This window comes from Kribbella sp. NPDC020701, from assembly GCF_055562215.1.
The window spans coordinates 146,862-167,069 of the sequence record NZ_JBVHFT010000009.1 but is presented as its reverse complement, the minus strand read 5'-3'; the positions used below and the strand labels follow the sequence as shown (position 1 = coordinate 167,069).

Sequence of the window (20,208 nt, the reverse complement as noted above, 5' to 3'; positions counted from 1 at the left end):
CAAATGTCAGGTCGCGGTGCAGCCGCCGTGGAGGACGGTCGCTCACGGGCCAACGGTAGCTTTCTGGTTGGCTTGGGGCGTGATCTTGTCTGAACAGCAGCGGATGGTGCTCGGGCGGCTGGCGGAGGTCGCCGTACCGGCGGATGATTTTCCTTCGGCGGCCGAGGTCGGAGCGGTGGCGTTCGTCGAGCGGGTACTGACGCTCGACCGGCCGGACTGGTTGGAGCGCGTGGAGCGGGCGCTGGAAGTCGCCGGACCAGAGCCGGACCTCGACGCGGTGCTGGCGGACGCCGATGGCGCATGGTTCGTTCGGCTCGTGCTGCAGGGGTACTACGCGGATCCGCAGGCTTGGGCGGTGATCGGCTGGCAGACCGGTGACTTCGAGACGGTTCAGACCGAGCTGACCATCACTCCGCGCTCGGCGTTGGCGGATCGGTACGACTGTGTCGTCATCGGCTCCGGTGCGGGCGGGGGAGCAGCCGCGCAGGTGCTGGCCGAGTCCGGGCGGTCGGTGCTGGTCGTGGAGCTGGGTCGCTATCCGACCACAGCGTCGCTCACACACGACCACCTTCGGAACCCGCGGTCCGTGGCCGGGCTGCCGGCCGTGACCGACCCCGATCCGCAGGGACGTCCACGGGTCGCTGTGGTTGACGGCGTACCGGCTCGGGTTCTGCCGCCGGATGGTGGCTGGGGCAACAACGCCTTCACGGTCGGCGGCGGCACGCGGGTGTACGGCGCTCAGGCGTGGCGGTTCGTTCCCCGTGACTTCACGATGGCCACGACGTACGGCGTACCCGAGGGGAGCGCCTTGTCCGACTGGCCGATCACGTACGACGACTTGGAGCCGTACTACTCGTTGGCCGAACAGCGCTTCGGGGTCAGCGGTGGCGGAGTGGACCCCTGGCACGAGCCACGGTCGATCCCGCTGCCGATGCCGCCCATGCCGCGGACCGGTCCGGCTGATCGGCTCGCTGCCGCCGCGGACCGGCTGGGGTGGGGGACGCTCGCCGTACCCCTGCTGATCAACTCGGTCGACTACCGCGGTCGGGCCAGTTGTGTCCGGTGCGGCCAGTGTGTCGGCTTTGCCTGCCCGGTTGAGGCGAAGTCGGGCACCCACAACACCGCACTGCCGGCCGCACTCGCCACTGGCCGCTGCACGCTGGTCACCGAGACGACGGCCGAGCGCCTGGTCACCGACCAGTCCGGCCGGGTCACTGGTGTCGCGCTAGTGGCCGACGACGGGTACGGCGGCGTCTGGAGACGGACCGTGGACTGCGCGGAGGTAGTGGTCGCCGCGGGTGCCTCCGAGACACCGCGGCTGCTGCTGAACAGTGCCCACGACGGCGAGCCGAACGGCCTCGGCAACAACCAGGACCAGGTGGGCCGGCACCTGCAGGCCCATGTGTACGCCGGGGCTGTCGGGCTGTTCGACGACGAAGTGATGGATCTGGTCGGGCCCGGGGTGTCGATCGCGACGTGCGACTTCCGGCACGGTAACGACGGAATCATCGGCGGCGGGATGCTGGCCAACGAGTTCGTGCCGACGCCGGCTGCGACGTACGACTATCTGGCCGGGGCGGGCCTGATCCCGCCGGCCGGTGCGGCCGGGAAGGCGGCGATGCGGCATGAGGCGCGGCGGATGCTGCGGGTGGTCGGGCCGATCCAGGAGGTGTCGTCGGCGGAGTCGCGCGTACGAGTCGATCCCAGGGTCGTCGACCGCTTCGGGAACCCGGTGGTCGTGATCAGCGGATCGATTCATCCCGAGGATGTGCGGGCGCACGGCTTCATGAGCGCGAAGGCCCGGCAGTGGCTCGAGGAGGCCGGTGCGGTGCGAACTGCCGTTGGTGCGGTCGGCACGCCAGGCCGGGCCAGTGCTGGTCAGCACCAGGCGGGGACGTGCCGGATGGGTGATGACCCGGCGCGATCCGTCACCGACCCGTACGGGCGCGTGTGGGGACACGACAACGTGTGGATCGCCGATGCCTCGGTGCACGTGACGAACGGCGGAGTGAACCCAGTACTGACTGTTCTGGCGGGCTCACTCCGGATCGCAGAGCATCTGACCCGTTGAAGGCTGGTTCAGCCGAGTGAGGGCTGGTTTCAGCCGAGGATGCGGGAGATGCCGACGCCGCTGCGGGCGTCGCGGCCGTACTTGGCGACCTCCGCGGCCAGGTCCAGCCGGCTGACGCCGGCCTTCTGCCGGTCGTCGTCGGTGAGCAGGTCGGCCGGGATGATCCAGACGATCTCGAACTCGAGTCCGTTCGGGTCCTTGCCGTACAGCGACTTCGTCGTCCCGTGGTCCGACGCCCCGACCAGCGCGCCGTGCTCGCTCAGCGTCGTCGCGAGATCCTCGAGGTCGCCGAGCGTGTCCACCTCCCACGCCAGGTGGTAGAGCCCGACCGTCGACCGGCCGGCGCCGGACGGCCCGGCCTGCGACCCGATCTGGAACAGCCCGAGGTCATGGTCGTTGGTCGACCCCGGAGCCCGGAGGAACGCGGCGCCTTGCAGCGCATCGCCGCCCTCGGTGTAACCGAAGCCGAGCACGTCACGGTAGAACGCCACGCTCTCGGCCACGTCGCGCACGTACAGCACCGCGTGATTCAACCGGAAGATCGCCATGCCGCCATAATAGTTGAAGACTCAACCGAATGCTAGCGCCGGCGCGAAGGCTTCCGCCGCCCGCCGCCCGGAGCCTGCTTCCCCGACTTCGGCTGACTCTTGTCCGGGGTCTTCCTGGTCGCCTTCTTGGGGGTCGTCGTGGCCGGCTTCTCAGCCGGTCCGCGAGTGCTGTTCACCGTCCGTCCGCGGACGATGCCGATGAACTGCTCCATCAGCTCCGACGGCTCGCCCTCCGGCCAGGTCAGCGCGACCTGCGACTCCGGGGCGTCGGTGAGCGGCCGGTAGGTGAGGTCCTTGCGGTGGTGCAGCCGCGCCAGCGACTGCGGTACGACGAGCAACCCGGTGCCCATGGCAACCAAAGCGACCGCATCGGCGGTGCTGCCCGGTCGCTCGTCGATCACCCGTCCCGGTGGGCGATCCCAATCGAGTACGTCGTCCTGTGGGTACAGCATGAGCTCGTCGGCGAGATCCTCGGTGGTGACCTCGTCGGCCGCCGTGACCAAATGATCCTTCGGGATCACGACGACCGTCTGCTCGACGTACAGCGGAATGGCGTGGAGGCCGTCGCGGTCGATCGGCAGGCGGAGCAGGGCGGCGTCGGCCTGGCCGGCACGGATCAAGGCGGGTGCGTCGGCGGCGGTGACCTGGATCAGCTCCAGTGGGACCCGGGGCAACCGCTCGGTCCAGATCCGCACCCACTTGGCGGGTGTCACGCCGGGCACGTAGCCCAGCCGGAAGGAGCGTTGTCCGGTCACCCAGTCAGGTTACCGGGCGTTACGCTGCTCCCATGACGGCGCGCAAGACTCCCCAGACCATGAAGCCCGCGACGGCGGCGAAGAAGCTGGACGTGTACCTCCAGGCGACTCCGGAGGAGTTCCAGGCGGGCATGGTGTCGCGCGACGAACTGAACGCGCTGCAGTCCGACCCGCCCGAGTGGCTGCGCGAGCTCCGGCGGACCGGTCCGCACCCGCGGTCGGTCGTGGCGGCGCGGCTGGGCGTGTCGATCAGCGGCCTGGCCCGGGCGGGCATCACCGAGGCACTGACCACGGACGAGATCGAGGAGATCCGATCGGAGAACCCCGACTGGCTGGAGCGTGAGCGCGCCACCCAGGCCGAGGTCCGCCGTCAGGAGGCCGAGCTCAAGAACAAGTCACGCTCCTGAGCTGACCTTCAGCTGAGGCGGACCCGGAGGCGGCGGAAGCCCCGGCCCTTGCTCTCCATCTTGACCACGTCCATCCGGCCGATCAGGGCCGTCGAGGCGACGTGCGTACCGCCGTCGGCCTGGGTGTCCAGGCCGGCGATGTCGACGATCCGGACCACCTCGATATCGGGTGGGAGCAGGTTCGTGGCGGTGCGGATGATGTCCGGGATCGCGAACGCCTCGTCCCGCGGCAGATTGCTCACGGTGATCCGGCGATCGGTCCGGATCTCCGCGTTCACCGCCTCGGCCACCCGATCCTTGAAGTCGGGCGGCACCTCGGCGAGATCGAAGTCCATCCGGGCGGTGAGCGGCTCCATGTTGCCGCCCGTCACCAGCGCGCCGAAGTCGCGGAACACCACCCCGGTCAGCACGTGCAGTCCGGAGTGCGTCCGCATCAACGCCGTACGGCGTTCGTCGTCCAACGCACCGCGGACGGCGGTGCCGGCCGGCGGCACCGGATCACCTTCCTCCGGCACCAGGTAGAGATCGTCACCCTTGACCGTCCCGGCGATCCGGGTCCGCACCCCGCCCCACAACAACACGCCCTGATCCGGCGGCTGCCCGCCACCGCCTGGATAGAAGGCCGACCGATCGAGCACGATCCCGCGCTCCGGATCGACGCCGACCACCGTCGCTTCCCACTCCCGCACCGACGCATCCTCGAGGTCCAGCCGATGCGTGTGCCCGTGCCGATTCATCTCGCCGCCCATGATCATCCGAATCTAGCAACCGGCCCTTACGTTTGTTAAGCCATCGAACGTGGCGTCGCGCCATGGTTGACCAGGTCAGGTCAGGCGGTCCAGTGCCCGGGTGATGGCGAGGTGAACGGCCCCGAGGACGGTGGCGTGCTCGCCCAGCGCGCCGACGGTGATCTCGGTGTCCCAGGCGAGCGCGGTCGTCGCCCGGCGGACGCCGGGAAGGAGCAGTTGGTTCTGGCCGACTCCACCGCCGAGCACGACCAGTCCGGGGTCGAGCACGCTCATCACCCCCACCGCCAGGCGGCCGATGTCGGTGGCGTGCTGATCGACGATCCGGCGCGCGGTGGACTGGCCTCGGGCCGCGGCCTGGAACAGTGCCTCCGCGTCCTTCGGCATCGGGCCGCTGCTCGCGTTCCAGCTCGCCGCGCAGCGGGCCATCAAGGCCTCGGAACCGAGGTACTCCTCGAGGCCGGCGCGGGCCGGTTGTTCACCCGGCGACCACGGGAACGGCATCATCGCCACCTCGCCGGACGCACCGTGCGCGCCGTGCATCAGCTTGCCGTCGATCACGATGCCGAGGCCGATCTTCACACCCACTTGGAGATACACGAAGGTGTCCTGGTTCTGCGCCGCGCCGAGACGGTGCTCGGCGATCGCGGCGCAGTTGACATTGTTCTCCACGATGACCGGTACGCCGTCCCGCACCGGCAGGGCGGCCGCGAGTTGCTCGACGCCATCGGGTTGCAGCCCGTCGGCGTTGTCGCTCGCCGGCGTGGTGGTCGGCTTGGTCGGTGCGGCCACGACGACGTCGCGCAGCGGGCCGTGATCGTCACCCACCTCGGCGAGTACCTTCTCGCACAGCTCCGTCGTGGCGGACACCGCCGCGTCGGTGGCGTTGCGCCGGCGGGCCGAGACACGCTCCTCGCGGGCCGCGATCTGCTCGCCGTCCAGCGAATGAACCACGACCCGCGCCCGGGTCGCACCGATCTCGACCCCGAGGACGTGACCGGCGCCGGCCGCGAGGGAGTACAGCACGGCGGCGCGACCGGTCGCGCCGCGCGAGGAACCGCTGTTGCTGACGAGATCGAGGTTCATCAAGTCGGGCATCACCGCCGACATCGTCGGCCGCGACAAGCCCAGCGCCTGAGCCAGTTGGGGGCGGGTCGCCGGTCCGTGCGTCGCCAGCCGTCGCAGCACACCGCGGGAGCTGTCCGGCAGGTCCAGTCGGCTCGGAGGCGTCGGCGCTGGGCTCACAACAGGCTCCTGACATCGAAACGTCCTCGCGCAATGCTGGTCCATATTAACGCAACCGTCGGCGATTGCTGGGCCTACGGGAGTTCGTTAAGCTACCGAACATTGCCCAGCTCTGTCGATCTTCACGTTGGCGCGGGAGGACTTCCCGGGTGTGCTGCGGCAGATCGGCGAAAGGGGGTACGCCGGCGTCGAGACGTTCGGCCTGCACTATCTCATGGCGCTCTCGAGTTGACTCCGGTATTTTCGGTCATGGCCGTAAAGGCTCAGCCCGAGGAGATCCGATGAAGGTCAGCCGGTTGGCAGGAGCACTTGCGGTGCTGGCGGTGGCGGCGGTGAGTGCTTGTGGGGGTTCGGGGGAGTCGTCGGCCAAGGCGGTCGTGACGGTGTGGATGTACCCGGTGATCTCCCAGGAGCAGGCGGCGACGGCGTACTGGACGCAGATCGAGAAGGACTTCGAGGCGGCCAAGGCCGGCATCGACAAGGTGCTGGAGGCTGACAAGGGCAAGTTCCTGCCCGGTGCGCTGGACGCGCTGACGGTCGACGGCAAGCTCTACGCGGCGCCGATCTATCACACCGTCACGACGACGATCTACAACAAGTCGCTGCTCGACAAGGCCGGGATCACCAAGCCGCCGGAGACCTGGGACGAGATGAAGGCGGCCGCGCCGAAGCTCAAGCGGGCCGGCGTCGCGACCCTGGACTACTCGGCCTCGCCGGAGACCTCGCTGAACCTCAGCTTCTACCCGCTGCTCTGGCAGGCCGGCGGCACGGTGTTCGCCGAGGACGGCAAGAAGGTCGCGTTCAACCAGGCGCCGGGTGTCGAGGCCCTCACCTTCCTCAAGACCCTGTACGACGCCGGCGCGATTCCGAAGAGTGCCTTGAGCAACGCGAACGTGGTCGCCGACCAGGCGCTCGGCAAACAGCAGGTGGCGATGGGCTTCACCAACACGCTGATCGACGCCAAGACGGTGACCGCCGGCTGGGGTGCCGCGAACGTGATCGTCGGCGTACCGTTGGAGAACAAGAAGCGTGTCGGATTCGGCCTGCCCGGTGGACTCGCGGTGAACGCCGGGTCGAAGGACGTCGGGGCCGCGGGGAAGTTCCTCACCTTCATGACGCAACCGAAGCAGGTCATCAGCCTCGGCACGGCGGCCAACTTCCTGTCGCCGCGGACCGACGCGCCGGTGCCGGCCACCGGCGAGCAGTCGAAGAAGTTCGAGGAGGCCTTGCAGTATGCGTACTCCGGTGAGGTCAACCCGGCGGCCCGGCAGGTGATGGCGCTGGTCGCGGTCGAGATCCAGGCGGTGCTGACCGGTAAGAAGACACCGCAGCACGCCCTCGACGACGCGGCCAAGCAGTCCGACGACCTGCTGTCCAGACAGCGCTGACCGCATGCGAGTGATCGACGTCAACCGCATCGTCGGTCCGGTGCCGACGGGCGACGTACCGAGTGCGGACGCGGCGGGGCTACTGGCCGAGCTCGACCGGTTGGCCATCGACACGGCCTGTGTCGTGCATTCGCACGACCTGTACTACGACCCGCTGGCACTCGCCGAACTCCCGGACGATCCACGGTTGGTCCGCGTGCCGGTCGTCGTGCCCGGGCCGTTGGGTACGGCGGTGCCGACGACGGCGAAGCTGGTCCGGTTGTGTCCGGCTGAGCACCGGTTCGTGTTCGCCGGGCCGCACGGGGTCGTCATGGCCCGGGAGTTGTCGGAGCGTGGCATCACAGCCCTGGTGGCATTGGAGGATCCGGGCGCGATCCGCCGGCTCGCGACCGAGGTGCCGGCGTTGCGGATCGTGCTGATCAACACCGGCTACCGCGCGCTGCGGGAGCTGGCTGAGCTGATGGACGTCCATTCCGGGATCAGAGTGGACACCGCGACGCTGTGCGGCCATCTGCAGGTCGAGTGGGTAGCCCAGCGGTACGGCGCTCACCGGGTGCTCTTCGGCACCGGGGCGCCGCTGACCGACGATGCCGGACCGCGGTTCCAGCTCGATCATCTGGAGCTCCCCGCGGCCGACGTCGAGTTGATTGCCGGTGGCAACGTGATGGAGTTGCTCGGATGATCATCGACGCCCACGGGCACCTCGGGGCGTGGTTCGCGTTCGCGATCCCGGACAGCTCGACGGCGAGCCTGGTCCGGGTGATGGACCGATGCGGCGTGGCAACGATGTGTGTATCGCACCTGCTCGCGATCGGCCCCGACTCACGGGCCGGGAATGCTTTGCTGCTTGACGAACTGGAGCAGTATCCCGGCCGCTTCCTCGGGTACGCCGTCTATGACCCGCACGACCCGGAGGCGTCAGTACGGGCGGCCGACCTGCTGGCGACACCGGGGATCGTCGGGCTCAAGCTGCACCCGGACACCCATGAGCATCCGTTGGACGGGCCGGGATACGAAGCGGCGTTCACAGTGGCGGCCGAGCACGACTGCCTTGTGCTCGCGCACGGGATGTTCTCGTCGCCGTGGTGCGGTCCGGATCGGTTCGCGACCGTCGCCGCACGGTATCCGTCGGTCGAGCTGCTGATGGGACATGCCGGGCTCTACCCGGCCGGCTTTCCCGCGGCGGCCGAGGTGGCGCTGAAGTACCCGAACGTGACGCTGGAGATCTGCGGCTCGCGGACGACCGCACGTCACGTCGCCTGGCTGGTCGAAGAGGTCGGTGCGGACCGGATGGCATTCGGCTCCGACGCACTCTTCCTCGATCTCCGCGTCGGCCTCGGCCGGGTGCAGCTCGCACCGATCTCCGCGGACGACCGCGATCAGTTGCTGTCCGGCACGATGACCCGGCTCCTGGAGGGACGCAGATGAGGCTCGCGATCGATGGCGGTACGCCGGTACGCACGGCCGGCTGGCCATCGTGGCCACCGCCCGCGACCGCCGAGCAGCGTGAACTCCTGCTCGAGGTGCTCGACAGCGGCGCGTGGGGATCGACCGCCGGGACCAAGGTCGGTGAGTTCACCCAGGCCTTCGCCGCGTCGATCGGAGCGCCGTACGGCGTGTCGGTCGTGAACGGCACGGTCGCGCTCTTCCTCGCTCTCCGGGCCCTCGGGGTCGGCCGGGACGACGAAGTGATCGTGCCCGCGTACACGTTCGTGGCGAGTGCGACCGCGGTGGTGCTGGCCGGCGCGCGACCGGTGATCGCGGACGTCACGCCGGAGACGTTGCATCTCGATCCGGTGGCGGTGGAACGGCTGATCGGTCCGCGGACGAAGGCGATCATGCCGGTGCATCTGGCCGGCGGCCCAGCGGACGTCGATGCGTTGCAGGAGTACGGCGTACCGATCGTCGAGGATGCGGCGCAAGCGCATGGGGCAATGTGGCGGGATCGGCCGGTCGGGACGCTCGGGGATGCAGCGTGCTTCAGCTTCCAGTCCAGCAAGGCGATGACGGCCGGCGAGGGCGGGCTGATCGTGACGTCCGACCAAGCGGTGTATCGCAAGCTGTGGGCACTGCACAACGTCGGCCGGCGCATTGAGGGTGGATGGTACGAGCATCCGGATGTCGGCTGGAACCTGCGGATGACCGAGTTCCAGGCCGCCGTCCTGCTGCCCCAACTCGCCCTGCTCGACGAGCAACTCAAGACCAGGGAGCGTGCGGTCGACTACCTGCGCCAGGAACTCGACATCCTTCCGGCGCCTGCGGGTACGACGAGGAGTAGTCACCATCTCGCGTTGGTGCGCTACGACCCGCATGCCTTCGGTGGACGCAGTAAGGCCGAGTTCATCGCCGCGATGGTCGCCGAGGGTGTCCCTCTCGACGCCGGCTATCGCTCGCTTTCCCACGAGACGGCACTGAGCGCCTACTCCGATCTCCAGCCCTGCCCGGTGGCCGAAGCTGCCGAGGACTCGGTGGTCTGGATCCGCCAGAGCCTCCTGATGGCCGACGACGAAGCGCTGGCCGATATCGGTCAAGCGGCCCGAAAGGTTCGGCAAGCGTTCTCCGGTGGCTGAGAATGCTTCCATGTCGTCCCGTCCGAACGTCGTCGTCTTCCTGACCGACCAGCAACGCTGGGACACCACCGGCCTGCACGGCTGCCCGCTGGAGCTGACCCCGAACCTGGATCGCGTCGGCCGAACTGGCACCCACTTCGCCAGTTCCTTCACCTGCCAACCGCTGTGCACTCCGGCGCGGGCGACCCTGCAGACCGGGCTCTACCCGACGACGGCGGGGCCGTGGCGCAACGGGATCCCGCTGCCTGACGACTCGAAGACGCTCGCCCACCACTTCGGTGCAGCCGGCTACGAAACGGCGTACATCGGCAAGTGGCACCTCGGCGACCCAGCCGTGCGCGGACCGGTCGAACCGCGCTACCGCGGTGGTTACGACTATTGGCTCGCCGCCAACGCACTCGAGCACACGTCGGACGCGTACGACACGATCGTGTACGACGGGACCGGCGCGCAGGTGAGGTTGCCCGGCTACCGGGTGGACGCGCTCACGGACGCCGCCATCCGCTACCTCGCCGTACCGAGGGAGCAGCCCTTCTACCTGTTCGTGTCGTTGCTCGAACCGCATCACCAGAACCGGCGCGACGACTATCCCGCGCCCGAGGGGTACGCCGAGCGCTACCGCGCTGCGTGGACACCGCCGGACCTGGCGACGCTCGGTGGTACGGCGTACCGGCAGTTGCCCGGGTACTACGGGATGATCAAGCGGATCGACGAGGCGTACGGACGGCTGCTGGAGGCATTGACCAGTCTCGGACTGCGCGACGACACGATCGTGGTGTTCACGTCCGACCACGGGAACCACTTCACGACGCGCAACGACGAGTACAAGCGGTCGGTGCACGACGCGTCGATCCGGGTGCCGACGGTTGCAACCGGCGGTGTCTTCACCGGCGGCGGGCAGGTGAATCAGTTGATCAGCCACGTCGATCTCCCGCCGACCCTGCTCGACGCCGCAGGCCTGCCGGTGCCGGGGGAGATGCAGGGGAGCTCGGTGGTGCCGTTGCTGCACGATCGCGATGCGGACTGGCCGGACGATGTGTTCGTGCAGGTCAGTGAGTCGGAGACGGCCCGCGCGGTGCGGACTCAGCGGTGGAAGTACGGCGTGACCGCGCTGGATGACGCGCCCGCGGCCGAACGGTACGACGAGGCGTATCTCTACGACCTGATGGCCGATCCGGACGAGCTCGACAACTTGATCGGCTACCAGTCACACGCGCACGTCGCCGACCGGCTCCGCGAGCGACTCGTCCGCCGGATGACCGCCGCGGGGGAGAAAGAACCTGCGATCACGCTGAGCCCCGAGCGGCCGTCGGGTCAAAGGCTGATCCATCCGGAGGAAGCGCTCAGCTGAAGAGATGAAATGCGTGGGGGTGGGGTGGAGGAAGCGCTCAGCTGACGAGGGCTGTGAAGGCGTCCAGGGCGCGGCGGATGTTGTCGACCGAGTTCGCGTACGAGAAGCGGAGGTGGTTCTCGCCGTACGCGCCGAAGGAGGTGCCGGGGAGGACCGCGACGCCGGCTTCCTCGAGGAGGCGGTCGGCCAGCGTCGCCGCGGACTGGCCGAGCTCGCTGACGTTCGGGAACGCGTAGAACGCGCCCTCCGGTTCGACGCAGGACACACCCGGTACGGCGTTCAGCCCCGAGACGATCACCTCGCGGCGTTCGCGGAAGGCCTCGAGCATCCGTTCGACGTCGTCCCACGGACCTTCGAGGGCCGCGATGGCGGCGTACTGGCTGAAGGCCGACGTACAGGAGACGGAGTTGATCAGCAGACGCGTCACTGGCTCGACCAGAGGCTGCGGGAAGACACCGAAGCCCAGCCGCCACCCGGTCATCGCGAACGTCTTCGACCAGCCGTCGAGGAGGATCGTCCGCTCGGCCATGCCGTCGAGATCGAGGACGCTGTGGTGGTCGCCGTCGTACCGCAGTGCCCAGTAGACCTCGTCGCTGAGGACGACCAGGTCGTGCTCGATCGCGATGTCGGCGATCGCCCGCAGTTGCTCGGGGGTGGAGGCGCTGCCGCACGGGTTGTGCGGCGAGTTGAGGATCAGCAGCTTGGTCCGGTCGGTGATCAGCGACCGTAGTTCGTCGGGGTCGATGACGAACCCGTTCTCCTCACGCAGCGGCACCGGCACCGGCTTCGCGCCGGCGAACGCGGCGATCGACGCGTACATCGGGAAGCCGGGGTCGGGGTAGAGGACCTCGTCGCCTTCCTCGCACAACGCCATGATCGTGAAGAACATGATCGGCTTCGCGCCCGGTGTGATCACGACCCGGTCCGGCGAGGTGGTCAGCCGGCCGGTGCGCTCGAGCGACTCCGTCACCGCGGTCCGCAGCTCCGGGATCCCGGGCGCCGGCACGTAGTGCGTGAACCCCTTGTCCAGGGCCTGCTGCGCGGCGGTGATCACATGCGCCGGAGTGTCGAAGTCCGGCTCACCGATCTCCAGGTGCACGATCTCGCGGCCGCTCGCCTCCAGCGCCTTCGCCTTGGCCAGCACCTCGAACGCAGACTCGGTCCCCAGTCGTTCCATCCGCCCGGCAAGCTTCACGACGTCCACCCTAGTCTGAGCGCATGACACGTGTAGCGGTGACCGGGAGCAGCGGCAAACTTGGCCGGGCAGTAGTCGATCACTTGGCGGACCACGGGTGGGACGTGGTCGCGCTCGATCAGGCGGCACCGGCGCGGGGCGATGTCGTGTCGACGCGACTCGACCTGACCGATTTCGGCCAGACCTACGAGGCGATCGCCGGGATCGACGATCGGCACGACGGCGTCGACGCGGTGGTGCACCTGGCCGCGATCCCGGCCCCTGGACTGCGGCCGAACGCGGCGACGTTCGAGAACAACATGACCGCCACGTACAACGTGTTCTCGGCGGCGCTGCGGGCCGGCGTCCGGAACATCGTGTGGGCGTCGAGCGAGACCGTGCTCGGACTGCCGTTCGACGAGTTCCCGCCGTACGTGCCGGTGGACGAGGACTACCCGCCGCGGCCGAACAGCACCTACTCGCTGGTGAAGACGCTCGAGGAGGAGCTGGCCCGGCAGCTGTGCCGGTGGCATCCGGACCTCAAGCTGATCGGGCTGCGGTTCTCGAACGTGATGTACCCCGAGGACTACGCGCGCTTCCCGTCGTTCGACGCCGACGCGCAGGCGCGCAAGTGGAACCTCTGGGGGTACATCGACGCTCGCGACGGCGCGCAGGCGGTGCGGAAGGCGCTCGAGTACGGCGTGACCGGGACGGACGTGTTCATCGTCGCGAACGCGGACACGGTGATGTCCCGGCCCAACGAGGAACTGCTCGCCGAGGTGTTCCCCGGCGTACCGGTGAAGAAGCCGTTCGGCCCGAACGAGACGCTGCTGTCCATCGACAAGGCCCGCCGACTCCTCGGCTACGAGCCCGAGCACACCTGGCGGACTAGCTAGGCCCGTACGGGAAGACCTTCTCCGGGTCGTACGTCGCGCGGACCTCGGCGAGGCGGGTGAACGTGTCGGCCGGCCAGGATGCCTGGTAGGACCCGGGCAGCGTGAAGGCGCCGGCGAAGTTCACCGTCATCTCAGGGGAGATCCACGGCGCGAGCCTGGTCAGGATGCCGTCGATCGTTGCCGGCAGCACCTGTTCGAACAGGCTGGGGTCCGGTGCGCCGATCATCACCAGCGTGCCGGCTCCACCACGACCGCCGACGGCACTGCCTTCGGGTACGTCGCGCTGGGTCGCTCCACCGAGATGACGCAGCTCGACCGCGACCAGTGGCAACTGCTGGTCCGGGCCGGCAGCGTCGAGGAACGCCTCGATGAAGTCGGCGTCGAGTGCGGTCAGCATCAGGCCACGGTCGAACACCGCGGTCGGGTCCTTCGGGTCGTTGTGGATCAGGGCGATGTCGGACGCCGGCATCTCGCCGACCGCGTCGATGAGCGTCGTCCCCGCGTCCCGGATCGGCTGGAACAGCTGCCTGCCCTCGGCCGCGTCGCCGACGAACGCGAAGCGGACGTTGAGGACCGTCTTGCCGCGCAGTGGTTCGGGGATGAACTCGAGCGGCGGCAGCCGGAGGATCACGGCGGAGGAGTTGGCGGTCTCGGGCAGCGTGCCGGTCCAGCCGGCCCACGCGGTCAGCACAGGAGCGATGTGCTCGGCCTCGAAGAACACGGAACCGCCGTACAGCGTGGTCAGCTCGACCAGGGCGAAGTCCATCGACGTGACGAGGCCGAGGCCGCCCTTGCCGCCGCGCAAGGCCCAGAAGAGATCGGGGTGCGCGGTCGCTGTTGCGGTGACGACCTCGCCGGATCCGGTCACGACGCGGAAGCCACGCGCCCAGTCGGACGAGAAGCCGTACGTCCGGGCCAGAGGGCCCAGTCCACCGCCGAGGGTGTAGCCGATGCAGCCGACCACGTCGGACGCACCGGTGACCGGGGCGAGCCCGTGCTCCGCGGCGGCCGTGACCACCTCGGCCCAGACAGCGCCCGCGTTGATGTGGGCCACCTGCTCGTCCGCGTCGACGCTGACGCCGGTCAGCCGGGACGTGGTGACCACGATCCCGCCGGTGATCGCCGTCGCCGACCCGTGTCCGGTCGCCAGCACGCGGACCGGCGTACCGGTCTCGGCCGCGGCCCGTACGACGGCGACACCGTCGGCCTCGCTGGTGATCCCGACCACGACGTCCGGACTGTGCACGACCGCGGTGTTGAAGCCGGCCAGCTCCGCCGCGAATTCCGCGTCCTCCGGTGCCAGCACCGGCCCGGCCACCTCGGCCCGCAACCGCTCGATCAACCCACCCATCGGTACCCCTCCCCAAAGTTCCCGACAGTCTTGCGGCCGAAAGGGTCACGAAACCGGTCACCGCGAGTGACGACGCACCGGAAAGAGGGACCCGACTCGACGGTAGGGGTCCAGGGCTGAAAACCTGTGCCAGCGGTTGGCGATCCTGGCCGCAGACGGCAGGGTGAGACACGGAGGCGGTCGATGTTCAAGCGTATCGCAGTGGTGAACAGAGGCGAGGCCGCGATGCGGCTGATCAACGCTGTTCGCGAGGTCAACGCCGAGGGCGGTGACCCGATCGAGACGGTCGCCCTGTTCACGGATGGTGAGCGGACTGCGACCTTCGCCCGCGAAGCGGACATCGCGTACCCCCTCGGCCCGGCGTCGGCGCGGCCGTACCTGGACCTGGCCCTGCTGGAGCGCGCCCTGCGCGAGACTAAGGCCGACGCGGCCTGGGTCGGCTGGGGATTCGTCGCCGAGGACCCGGCGTTCGCCGAACTGTGCGAGCGGATCGGCGTGACGTTCATCGGACCGTCGCCGGAGGCGATGCGCAGACTCGGCGACAAGATCGGGTCCAAGCTGATCGCCGAGGAGGTCGGCGTACCGGTCGCGCCGTGGAGCCGCGGACCGGTCGAGTCGCTGGAGGCGGCGCTGCGGGCGGCCGAGACGATCGGCTACCCATTGATGCTCAAGGCAACGGCCGGCGGCGGTGGCCGCGGCATCCGGGTGGTCCGCTCCGCCGACGAGCTGACCGACGCGTACGCGCGGACCAGCGAGGAAGCCGCCCGTGCGTTCGGCAGCGGCGTCGTGTTCCTCGAGCGGCTCGTCACCGGAGCCCGGCACGTCGAGGTGCAGGTGATCGCGGACGGTCAAGGCACCGCCTGGGCGCTCGGTGTCCGGGACTGCTCGGTGCAGCGCCGGAACCAGAAGGTCATCGAGGAGTCCGCCTCCCCGCTGCTGGCCGCCTCCCAGGTCGACGACCTGAAGGCATCGGCCGAGCGCCTGGCGCTCGCGGTCGGCTACCGCGGCGCGGCGACGGTCGAGTTCCTGTACCACCCGGGTGAGAAGAGCTTCGCCTTCCTCGAGGTGAACACCCGGCTCCAGGTGGAGCACCCGATCACCGAGATGACGACCGGGGTCGACCTGGTCAAGGCCCAGTTGCACGTCGCGAACGGCGGCCGCCTGGAGGGCCCGAGGCCCGTCGAGAGCGGCCACGCCGTCGAGGCCCGGCTGAACGCCGAGGATCCGGACCGCGACTTCGCGCCGTCGCCGGGGCGGATCGCCGTCCTCGATCTGCCGGCCGGCCCGGGTGTCCGGGTGGACACCGGAGTGAGCGCGGGGGACAGCATCCCGGCGGACTTCGACTCGATGATCGCGAAGATCATCGGTTACGGCCGGACCCGCGACGAGGCACTCGCCCGGCTGCGCCGAGCTGTCGGTGCGACCACCGTGCTGATCGAGGGCGGTGCGACCAACAAGAGCTTCATCCTCGACCTGCTCGCCCAGCCCGAGGTGATCGACGGCAGCGCCGACACCGGCTGGATCGACCGGGTCCGCGGCGAAGGCCGGTTGGTGTCGCACCGGCACTCCGGTGTCGCGCTGGTCGCAGCCGCGATCGAGGGCTACGAGGACGCCGAGCAGGTCGAGCTGACGCGGTTGCTCGAGACCGCGCACGGCGGCCGTCCACAGGTGCAGCACGAGGTCGGCCGCGCGATCGACCTGAAGCTGCGCGGCGCGAGCTACCGGGTAACGGTGGCGCGGATCGGCCCGTCCCGGTTCCGGGTCGGTGTCGGCTCCGGCAACGACCAGTTCAAGGTGGTGGACGCCGATCTGGAGCGGCTGGACAGCTACACCGGTCGCCTGACCGTCGGTGGTCAGCGGTTCCGGCTCGTCACCGCGACGCATGGGCCGGTCCACCTGGTCGAGGTGGACGGCGTGACCCACCGGGTCAGCCGCGACGAAGGCGGCGTACTGCGGTCACCCGCGCCCGCGCTGGTGGTCGCGACGCCGGTGCAGACCGGCACCGAGGTCGAGGCCGGTGCGCCGGTGCTCGTGCTGGAGAGCATGAAGATGGAGACGGTGCTGTACGCGCCGTTCAAGGCCACCGTGAAGGAGCTGCTGGTCGCCACCGGCAGCCAGGTCGAGACCGGGGCGCCGCTGCTCCGGCTGGAGCCGGTCGCGGACGAGGGCGCGGAGGAGGTCGCCGCGCCGGTCGGGAACGGCGTACGGCTGGACCTGCCGAACGGGTCGGGGGAGAAGTCCGCCGCGGAGCGGGTCGAGCGCGGTCTGGACGACCTGCGCAGCATGCTGCTCGGGTTCGACATCGATCCGCGTGACGAAGGCGGCATGCTGGCCGGGTACCTGATCGCGCGGGCCGAGCTCCCGGAGCCGCCGGTCGTCGCCGAGATCGAGCTGCTGAAGGTCTTCGCCGACTTCGCCGAGCTGAGCCGCAACCGGCCGGCCGGTGAGGAGATCAACACCGAGCACCGGGTGCACAGCCCGCGCGAGCACTTCCACACCTACCTGCAGAGCCTCGACCCCGAGCGCGGCGGCCTGCCGAGCGAGTTCCGGGCCCGGCTGGCCCGGGTGCTCGGCCACTACGGCGTCACGGATCTCGAGCGCAGCACCGAGGTCGAGGAGGCCGTGTTCCGGATCTTCCTCGCCCAGCAGCGCTCGACGCCGGACGTGCTGCTGGTGACGTCGCTGCTGCAGCGCTGGATCGACGAGCCGCGCCCGGAGGCGCCGCTGGACGAGTCCGCGCACGACCTGCTGGACCGGCTCGTGCTGGCCACCCAGCTGCGCTTCCCGGTGGTCGGCGACCTGGCCCGGAGCGTCCGGTTCCGCTGGTTCGACCAGCCGCTGGTGGACGCGGAGCGGGCCTCGATCATCGCCGGTGTCGGCGACGAGGTCGCGGACCTGGCGGCGCACCCGGAGGCACCGGACCGGCAGGAGCGGATCGACGCGCTGGCCGCGATCCCGGAGCCGATCGTCCGGTTCCTGGCACAGCGGCTGGAGCGCGGCTGGGGTGAGCCTGAGCCGATGCTCGAGGTGCTGATCCGCCGGCACTACCGCGAGTACGAGCTGCACGACCTGCGCGCGTTCGCCGTCGACGGGCGGCCGTTCGCGACCGCCGACTACACGATCGACGACCGGCCGAGCCACCTGGTCACCACGGTCGGCACGGTGGCCGAGATCGCCGACCCGGACAGCGGGCTTTCCCAGGCGCTGACAACCCGGATCGACGCCCGCCCGGCCGGCCACGAGGCCGTGGTCGAGCTCTACCTCTACGGCTCGGATCTGCCGGAGTCGCAGCAGGAGGCGTCCGACCGCTTCCGCCGGATGGTCGCCGAGCTGCCGATCGCCCAGCGCGTACGCCGGTTCTCGGTGGCGATCGCGCCCGGTGCGGACCGGCCGGTCCTGTACTTCACCTACCGCCCGGCCGGCGGCTCGGTGGCCGAGGACGACAACGTCCGCGGTGTGCACCCGATGGTCGGCCGCCGGTTGAACCTGTGGCGCCTGCGCGACTTCCGGATCACCCGGCTGGAGAGCCCGGAAGACGTCCTGCTCTACTACTGCGTCGCGCGCGACAACGAGGCCGACCAGCGGCTCGTCGCGCTGGCCCAGGTGCGCCAGTTCGCGGTGGTCCGCGACGATGACGGGCAGGTGACCTCGCTGCCGCACGCGGAGCGGGCGATCGCGAACTGCCTGGAGGCGATCCGCCGGGCCCGCACCGAGCGGGGAGCGGCCGGGGCGAAGCTCGACATGAACCACGTCTGGGTCCAGATCTGGCCGGTCGTCGACGTACAGGTCGACGAGGTCAGCGCCCTGCAGCGCAACATCGCGCCGCTGACCGCCGGAGCCGGCATCGAGGAGGTCCTCGTGCAGGGCCGGGTCGCGGCGCCGGACGGCACTATCAACCCGGTAGCAGCGCGGTTCTACTACCAGCACGGCGCGGGCGTCGTCACGTCGATCGAGCTGCCGCCGACCGGCCGGCTGCTGCCGCTCGACGACTACGCCCAGAAGGTGCAGCGATCCCGCCGGCGCAACACGATCTACCCCTACGAGGTCAGCGACATGGTGGCCGGCGTGGGCGGCTCGTTCGTCGAGCACGACCTCGACGACGCCGGCGCTCTGGTCCCGGTCGAGCGCCCCCGCGGGCTGAACAAGGCCGGCATCATCCTCGGAATCGTCCGTACGCCGACCGCACGGCACCCGGAGGGTGTCACGCGCGTGGCGCTCAGCGGTGACCCGACGAAGGCGCTCGGCGCGGTGGCGGAGCGGGAGTGCGCGCGGATCATCGCGGCCCTCGACCTGGCCGAGCGGATGCAGGTCCCGGTCGAGTGGTACTCGCTGTCGGCCGGAGCCCGGATCTCGATGGACTCCGGCACCGAGAACATGGACTGGGTCGCCAAGGCGCTGAAGCGGATCGTCGAGTTCACCCAGGCCGGCGGCGAGATCAACATCGTGGTCGCCGGGATCAACGTCGGCGCGCAGCCGTACTGGAACGCCGAAGCGACGATGCTGATGCACACCAAGGGCATCCTGGTGATGACGCCGGACAGTGCGATGGTGCTGACCGGTAAGCAAACGCTGGACTTCTCCGGCAGCGTGTCCGCGGAGGACAACTTCGGCATCGGCGGCTACGACCGGGTGATGGGCCCGAACGGCCAGGCGCAGTACTGGGCGCCGGACCTGAAGGGCGCGCGGGACGTGCTGATGGCGCACTACGACCACTCGTACGTCGTTCGCGGCGAGGCGGGTCCACGGCGGGCCGACACGTCGGACCTGGTCGATCGCGACGTCACGACGTACCCGCACGACGTGCCGGACAGCGACTTCAAGACGGTGGGTGAGATCTTCTCGGCGGCGACGAACCCCGACCGGAAGAAGGCGTTCGACATCCGCACGCTGATGCGGTCCGTCACCGACCAGGACCACCCGGTGCTGGAGCGCTGGGCCGGCATGGCCGACGCCGACACCGCGGTCGTGCAGGACGCCCGGCTCGGTGGGTATCCGGTCTGCCTGGTCGGGATCGAGTCCAAGTCCGTGCCGCGGCGGGGCTTCCCGCCCGCCGACGGGCCGGACACCTACACCGCGGGCACGCTGTTCCCGCGGTCGTCGAAGAAGGTGGCCCGGGCGATCAACGCGGCCAGCGGCAACCGCCCGCTGGTGGTACTGGCGAACCTGTCCGGCTTTGACGGATCACCCGACTCGATGCGGAACCTGCAGTTGGAGTACGGCGCCGAGATCGGCCGCGCGATCGTGAACTTCGAGGGCCCGATCGTGTTCTGCGTGGTGTCGCGCTACCACGGCGGCGCGTTCGTGGTCTTCTCGAAGGCGCTCAACCCGAGGATGACGGTGCTCGCGGTCGAGGGCTCGTTCGCCTCGGTCCTCGGTGGTGCGCCGGCGGCCGCGGTCGTGTTCGCCGGTGAGGTGGACGCACGGACGGCCTCCGACCCACGGGTGGCGTCGCTGGCCGAGCAGGTCCGGGAGGCGATCGGCGCGGAGCGGGCCGCCCTCGCGACCGAGCTGGCCGAGGTGCGAACCGCTGTCCGGGCCGAGAAGCTCGGCGAGGTCGGCACCGAGTTCGACCGGGTGCACAGCATCCGGCGCGCACTCGAGGTCGGATCGGTCGACGCGGTCATCACGGCGGCGGAACTGCGCCCAAAGTTGATCGAGGCAATCATTTCCGGCCTAGCCGGGAACGCCCCGCTGGCTTAGCCTTGA

At 69.7% G+C, this 20,208-nt stretch carries 15 protein-coding genes; 9 read left to right on the top strand and 6 right to left on the bottom strand.

The window, feature by feature from the left end; all coding sequences use genetic code 11:
- Window positions 1-79: 79 nt before the first annotated feature.
- Entirely contained in the window at window positions 80-2,071 is a 1,992-nt protein-coding gene (locus ACZ3HV_RS22550) for a GMC oxidoreductase (RefSeq protein WP_465686941.1), read from the top strand.
- A gap of 29 nt (window positions 2,072-2,100) precedes the next feature.
- Here ACZ3HV_RS22550 and ACZ3HV_RS22545 read toward each other — a convergent pair whose 3' ends face one another.
- The gene (locus ACZ3HV_RS22545; protein ID WP_465686940.1) at window positions 2,101-2,619 is read right to left on the bottom strand and encodes a VOC family protein; all 519 of its coding nucleotides are present in this window, start codon (window positions 2,617-2,619) and stop codon (window positions 2,101-2,103) included.
- Between the two features lie 32 nt (window positions 2,620-2,651).
- Window positions 2,652-3,374 (bottom strand): LysR family substrate-binding domain-containing protein, encoded by a 723-nt coding sequence (locus ACZ3HV_RS22540; protein ID WP_465686939.1) that lies wholly within the window; start codon window positions 3,372-3,374, stop codon window positions 2,652-2,654.
- Between the two features lie 32 nt (window positions 3,375-3,406).
- On the opposite strand from ACZ3HV_RS22540, the gene ACZ3HV_RS22535 reads away from it, so the two are divergent.
- Window positions 3,407-3,781 (top strand): DUF5997 family protein, encoded by a 375-nt coding sequence (locus ACZ3HV_RS22535; RefSeq protein ID WP_465686938.1) that lies wholly within the window; start codon window positions 3,407-3,409, stop codon window positions 3,779-3,781.
- 8 nt (window positions 3,782-3,789) lie between these two features.
- On the opposite strand, the gene ACZ3HV_RS22530 is transcribed toward ACZ3HV_RS22535, so the two are convergent.
- On the bottom strand, window positions 3,790-4,530 hold the full coding sequence (locus ACZ3HV_RS22530; RefSeq protein ID WP_465686937.1) for an alanyl-tRNA editing protein: 741 nt from the start codon (window positions 4,528-4,530) through the stop codon (window positions 3,790-3,792).
- Window positions 4,531-4,605: 75 nt separating this feature from the next.
- Entirely contained in the window at window positions 4,606-5,772 is a 1,167-nt protein-coding gene (locus ACZ3HV_RS22525) for an ROK family transcriptional regulator (protein WP_465686936.1), read from the bottom strand.
- A gap of 281 nt (window positions 5,773-6,053) precedes the next feature.
- On the opposite strand from ACZ3HV_RS22525, the gene ACZ3HV_RS22520 reads away from it, so the two are divergent.
- Genes ACZ3HV_RS22520 through ACZ3HV_RS22500 form a run of 5 tightly spaced genes read left to right on the top strand, consistent with a single transcriptional unit; the run spans window position 6,054 to window position 11,081 of the window.
- On the top strand, window positions 6,054-7,160 hold the full coding sequence (locus tag ACZ3HV_RS22520) for an extracellular solute-binding protein (protein ID WP_465686935.1): 1,107 nt from the start codon (window positions 6,054-6,056) through the stop codon (window positions 7,158-7,160).
- Between the two features lie 4 nt (window positions 7,161-7,164).
- Window positions 7,165-7,842, top strand: coding sequence for an amidohydrolase family protein (locus tag ACZ3HV_RS22515; protein WP_465686934.1), 678 nt, complete (start codon window positions 7,165-7,167; stop codon window positions 7,840-7,842).
- On the top strand, window positions 7,839-8,588 hold the full coding sequence (locus ACZ3HV_RS22510; protein WP_465686933.1) for an amidohydrolase family protein: 750 nt from the start codon (window positions 7,839-7,841) through the stop codon (window positions 8,586-8,588). The genes ACZ3HV_RS22515 and ACZ3HV_RS22510 overlap by 4 nt, the downstream gene beginning before the upstream one ends.
- Window positions 8,585-9,730, top strand: coding sequence for a DegT/DnrJ/EryC1/StrS family aminotransferase (locus ACZ3HV_RS22505; RefSeq protein WP_465686932.1), 1,146 nt, complete (start codon window positions 8,585-8,587; stop codon window positions 9,728-9,730). Before ACZ3HV_RS22510 ends, ACZ3HV_RS22505 begins: the two co-directional genes overlap by 4 nt.
- Before the next feature lie 10 nt (window positions 9,731-9,740).
- Window positions 9,741-11,081, top strand: a complete 1,341-nt coding sequence (locus tag ACZ3HV_RS22500) for a sulfatase-like hydrolase/transferase (protein WP_465686931.1) — start codon at window positions 9,741-9,743, stop codon at window positions 11,079-11,081.
- A 37-nt stretch (window positions 11,082-11,118) separates the two neighbouring features.
- Here the strand turns inward: ACZ3HV_RS22500 and ACZ3HV_RS22495 are convergent, their stop codons facing one another.
- Window positions 11,119-12,276: a pyridoxal phosphate-dependent aminotransferase gene (locus ACZ3HV_RS22495; RefSeq protein WP_465686930.1), complete on the bottom strand. Its 1,158-nt coding sequence runs from the start codon at window positions 12,274-12,276 to the stop codon at window positions 11,119-11,121.
- Between the two features lie 23 nt (window positions 12,277-12,299).
- On the opposite strand from ACZ3HV_RS22495, the gene ACZ3HV_RS22490 reads away from it, so the two are divergent.
- Complete coding sequence (locus ACZ3HV_RS22490) at window positions 12,300-13,151, top strand: NAD-dependent epimerase/dehydratase family protein (protein ID WP_465686929.1); 852 nt, start codon at window positions 12,300-12,302, stop codon at window positions 13,149-13,151.
- Here the strand turns inward: ACZ3HV_RS22490 and ACZ3HV_RS22485 are convergent.
- Complete coding sequence (locus ACZ3HV_RS22485; RefSeq protein ID WP_465686928.1) at window positions 13,144-14,502, bottom strand: FAD-binding oxidoreductase; 1,359 nt, start codon at window positions 14,500-14,502, stop codon at window positions 13,144-13,146. The genes ACZ3HV_RS22490 and ACZ3HV_RS22485 overlap by 8 nt on opposite strands.
- 183 nt (window positions 14,503-14,685) lie before the next feature.
- Between ACZ3HV_RS22485 and ACZ3HV_RS22480 the strand changes: the two genes are divergently transcribed.
- The gene (locus tag ACZ3HV_RS22480; protein ID WP_465686927.1) at window positions 14,686-20,202 is read left to right on the top strand and encodes an ATP-binding protein; all 5,517 of its coding nucleotides are present in this window, start codon (window positions 14,686-14,688) and stop codon (window positions 20,200-20,202) included.
- Window positions 20,203-20,208: the final 6 nt, after the last annotated feature.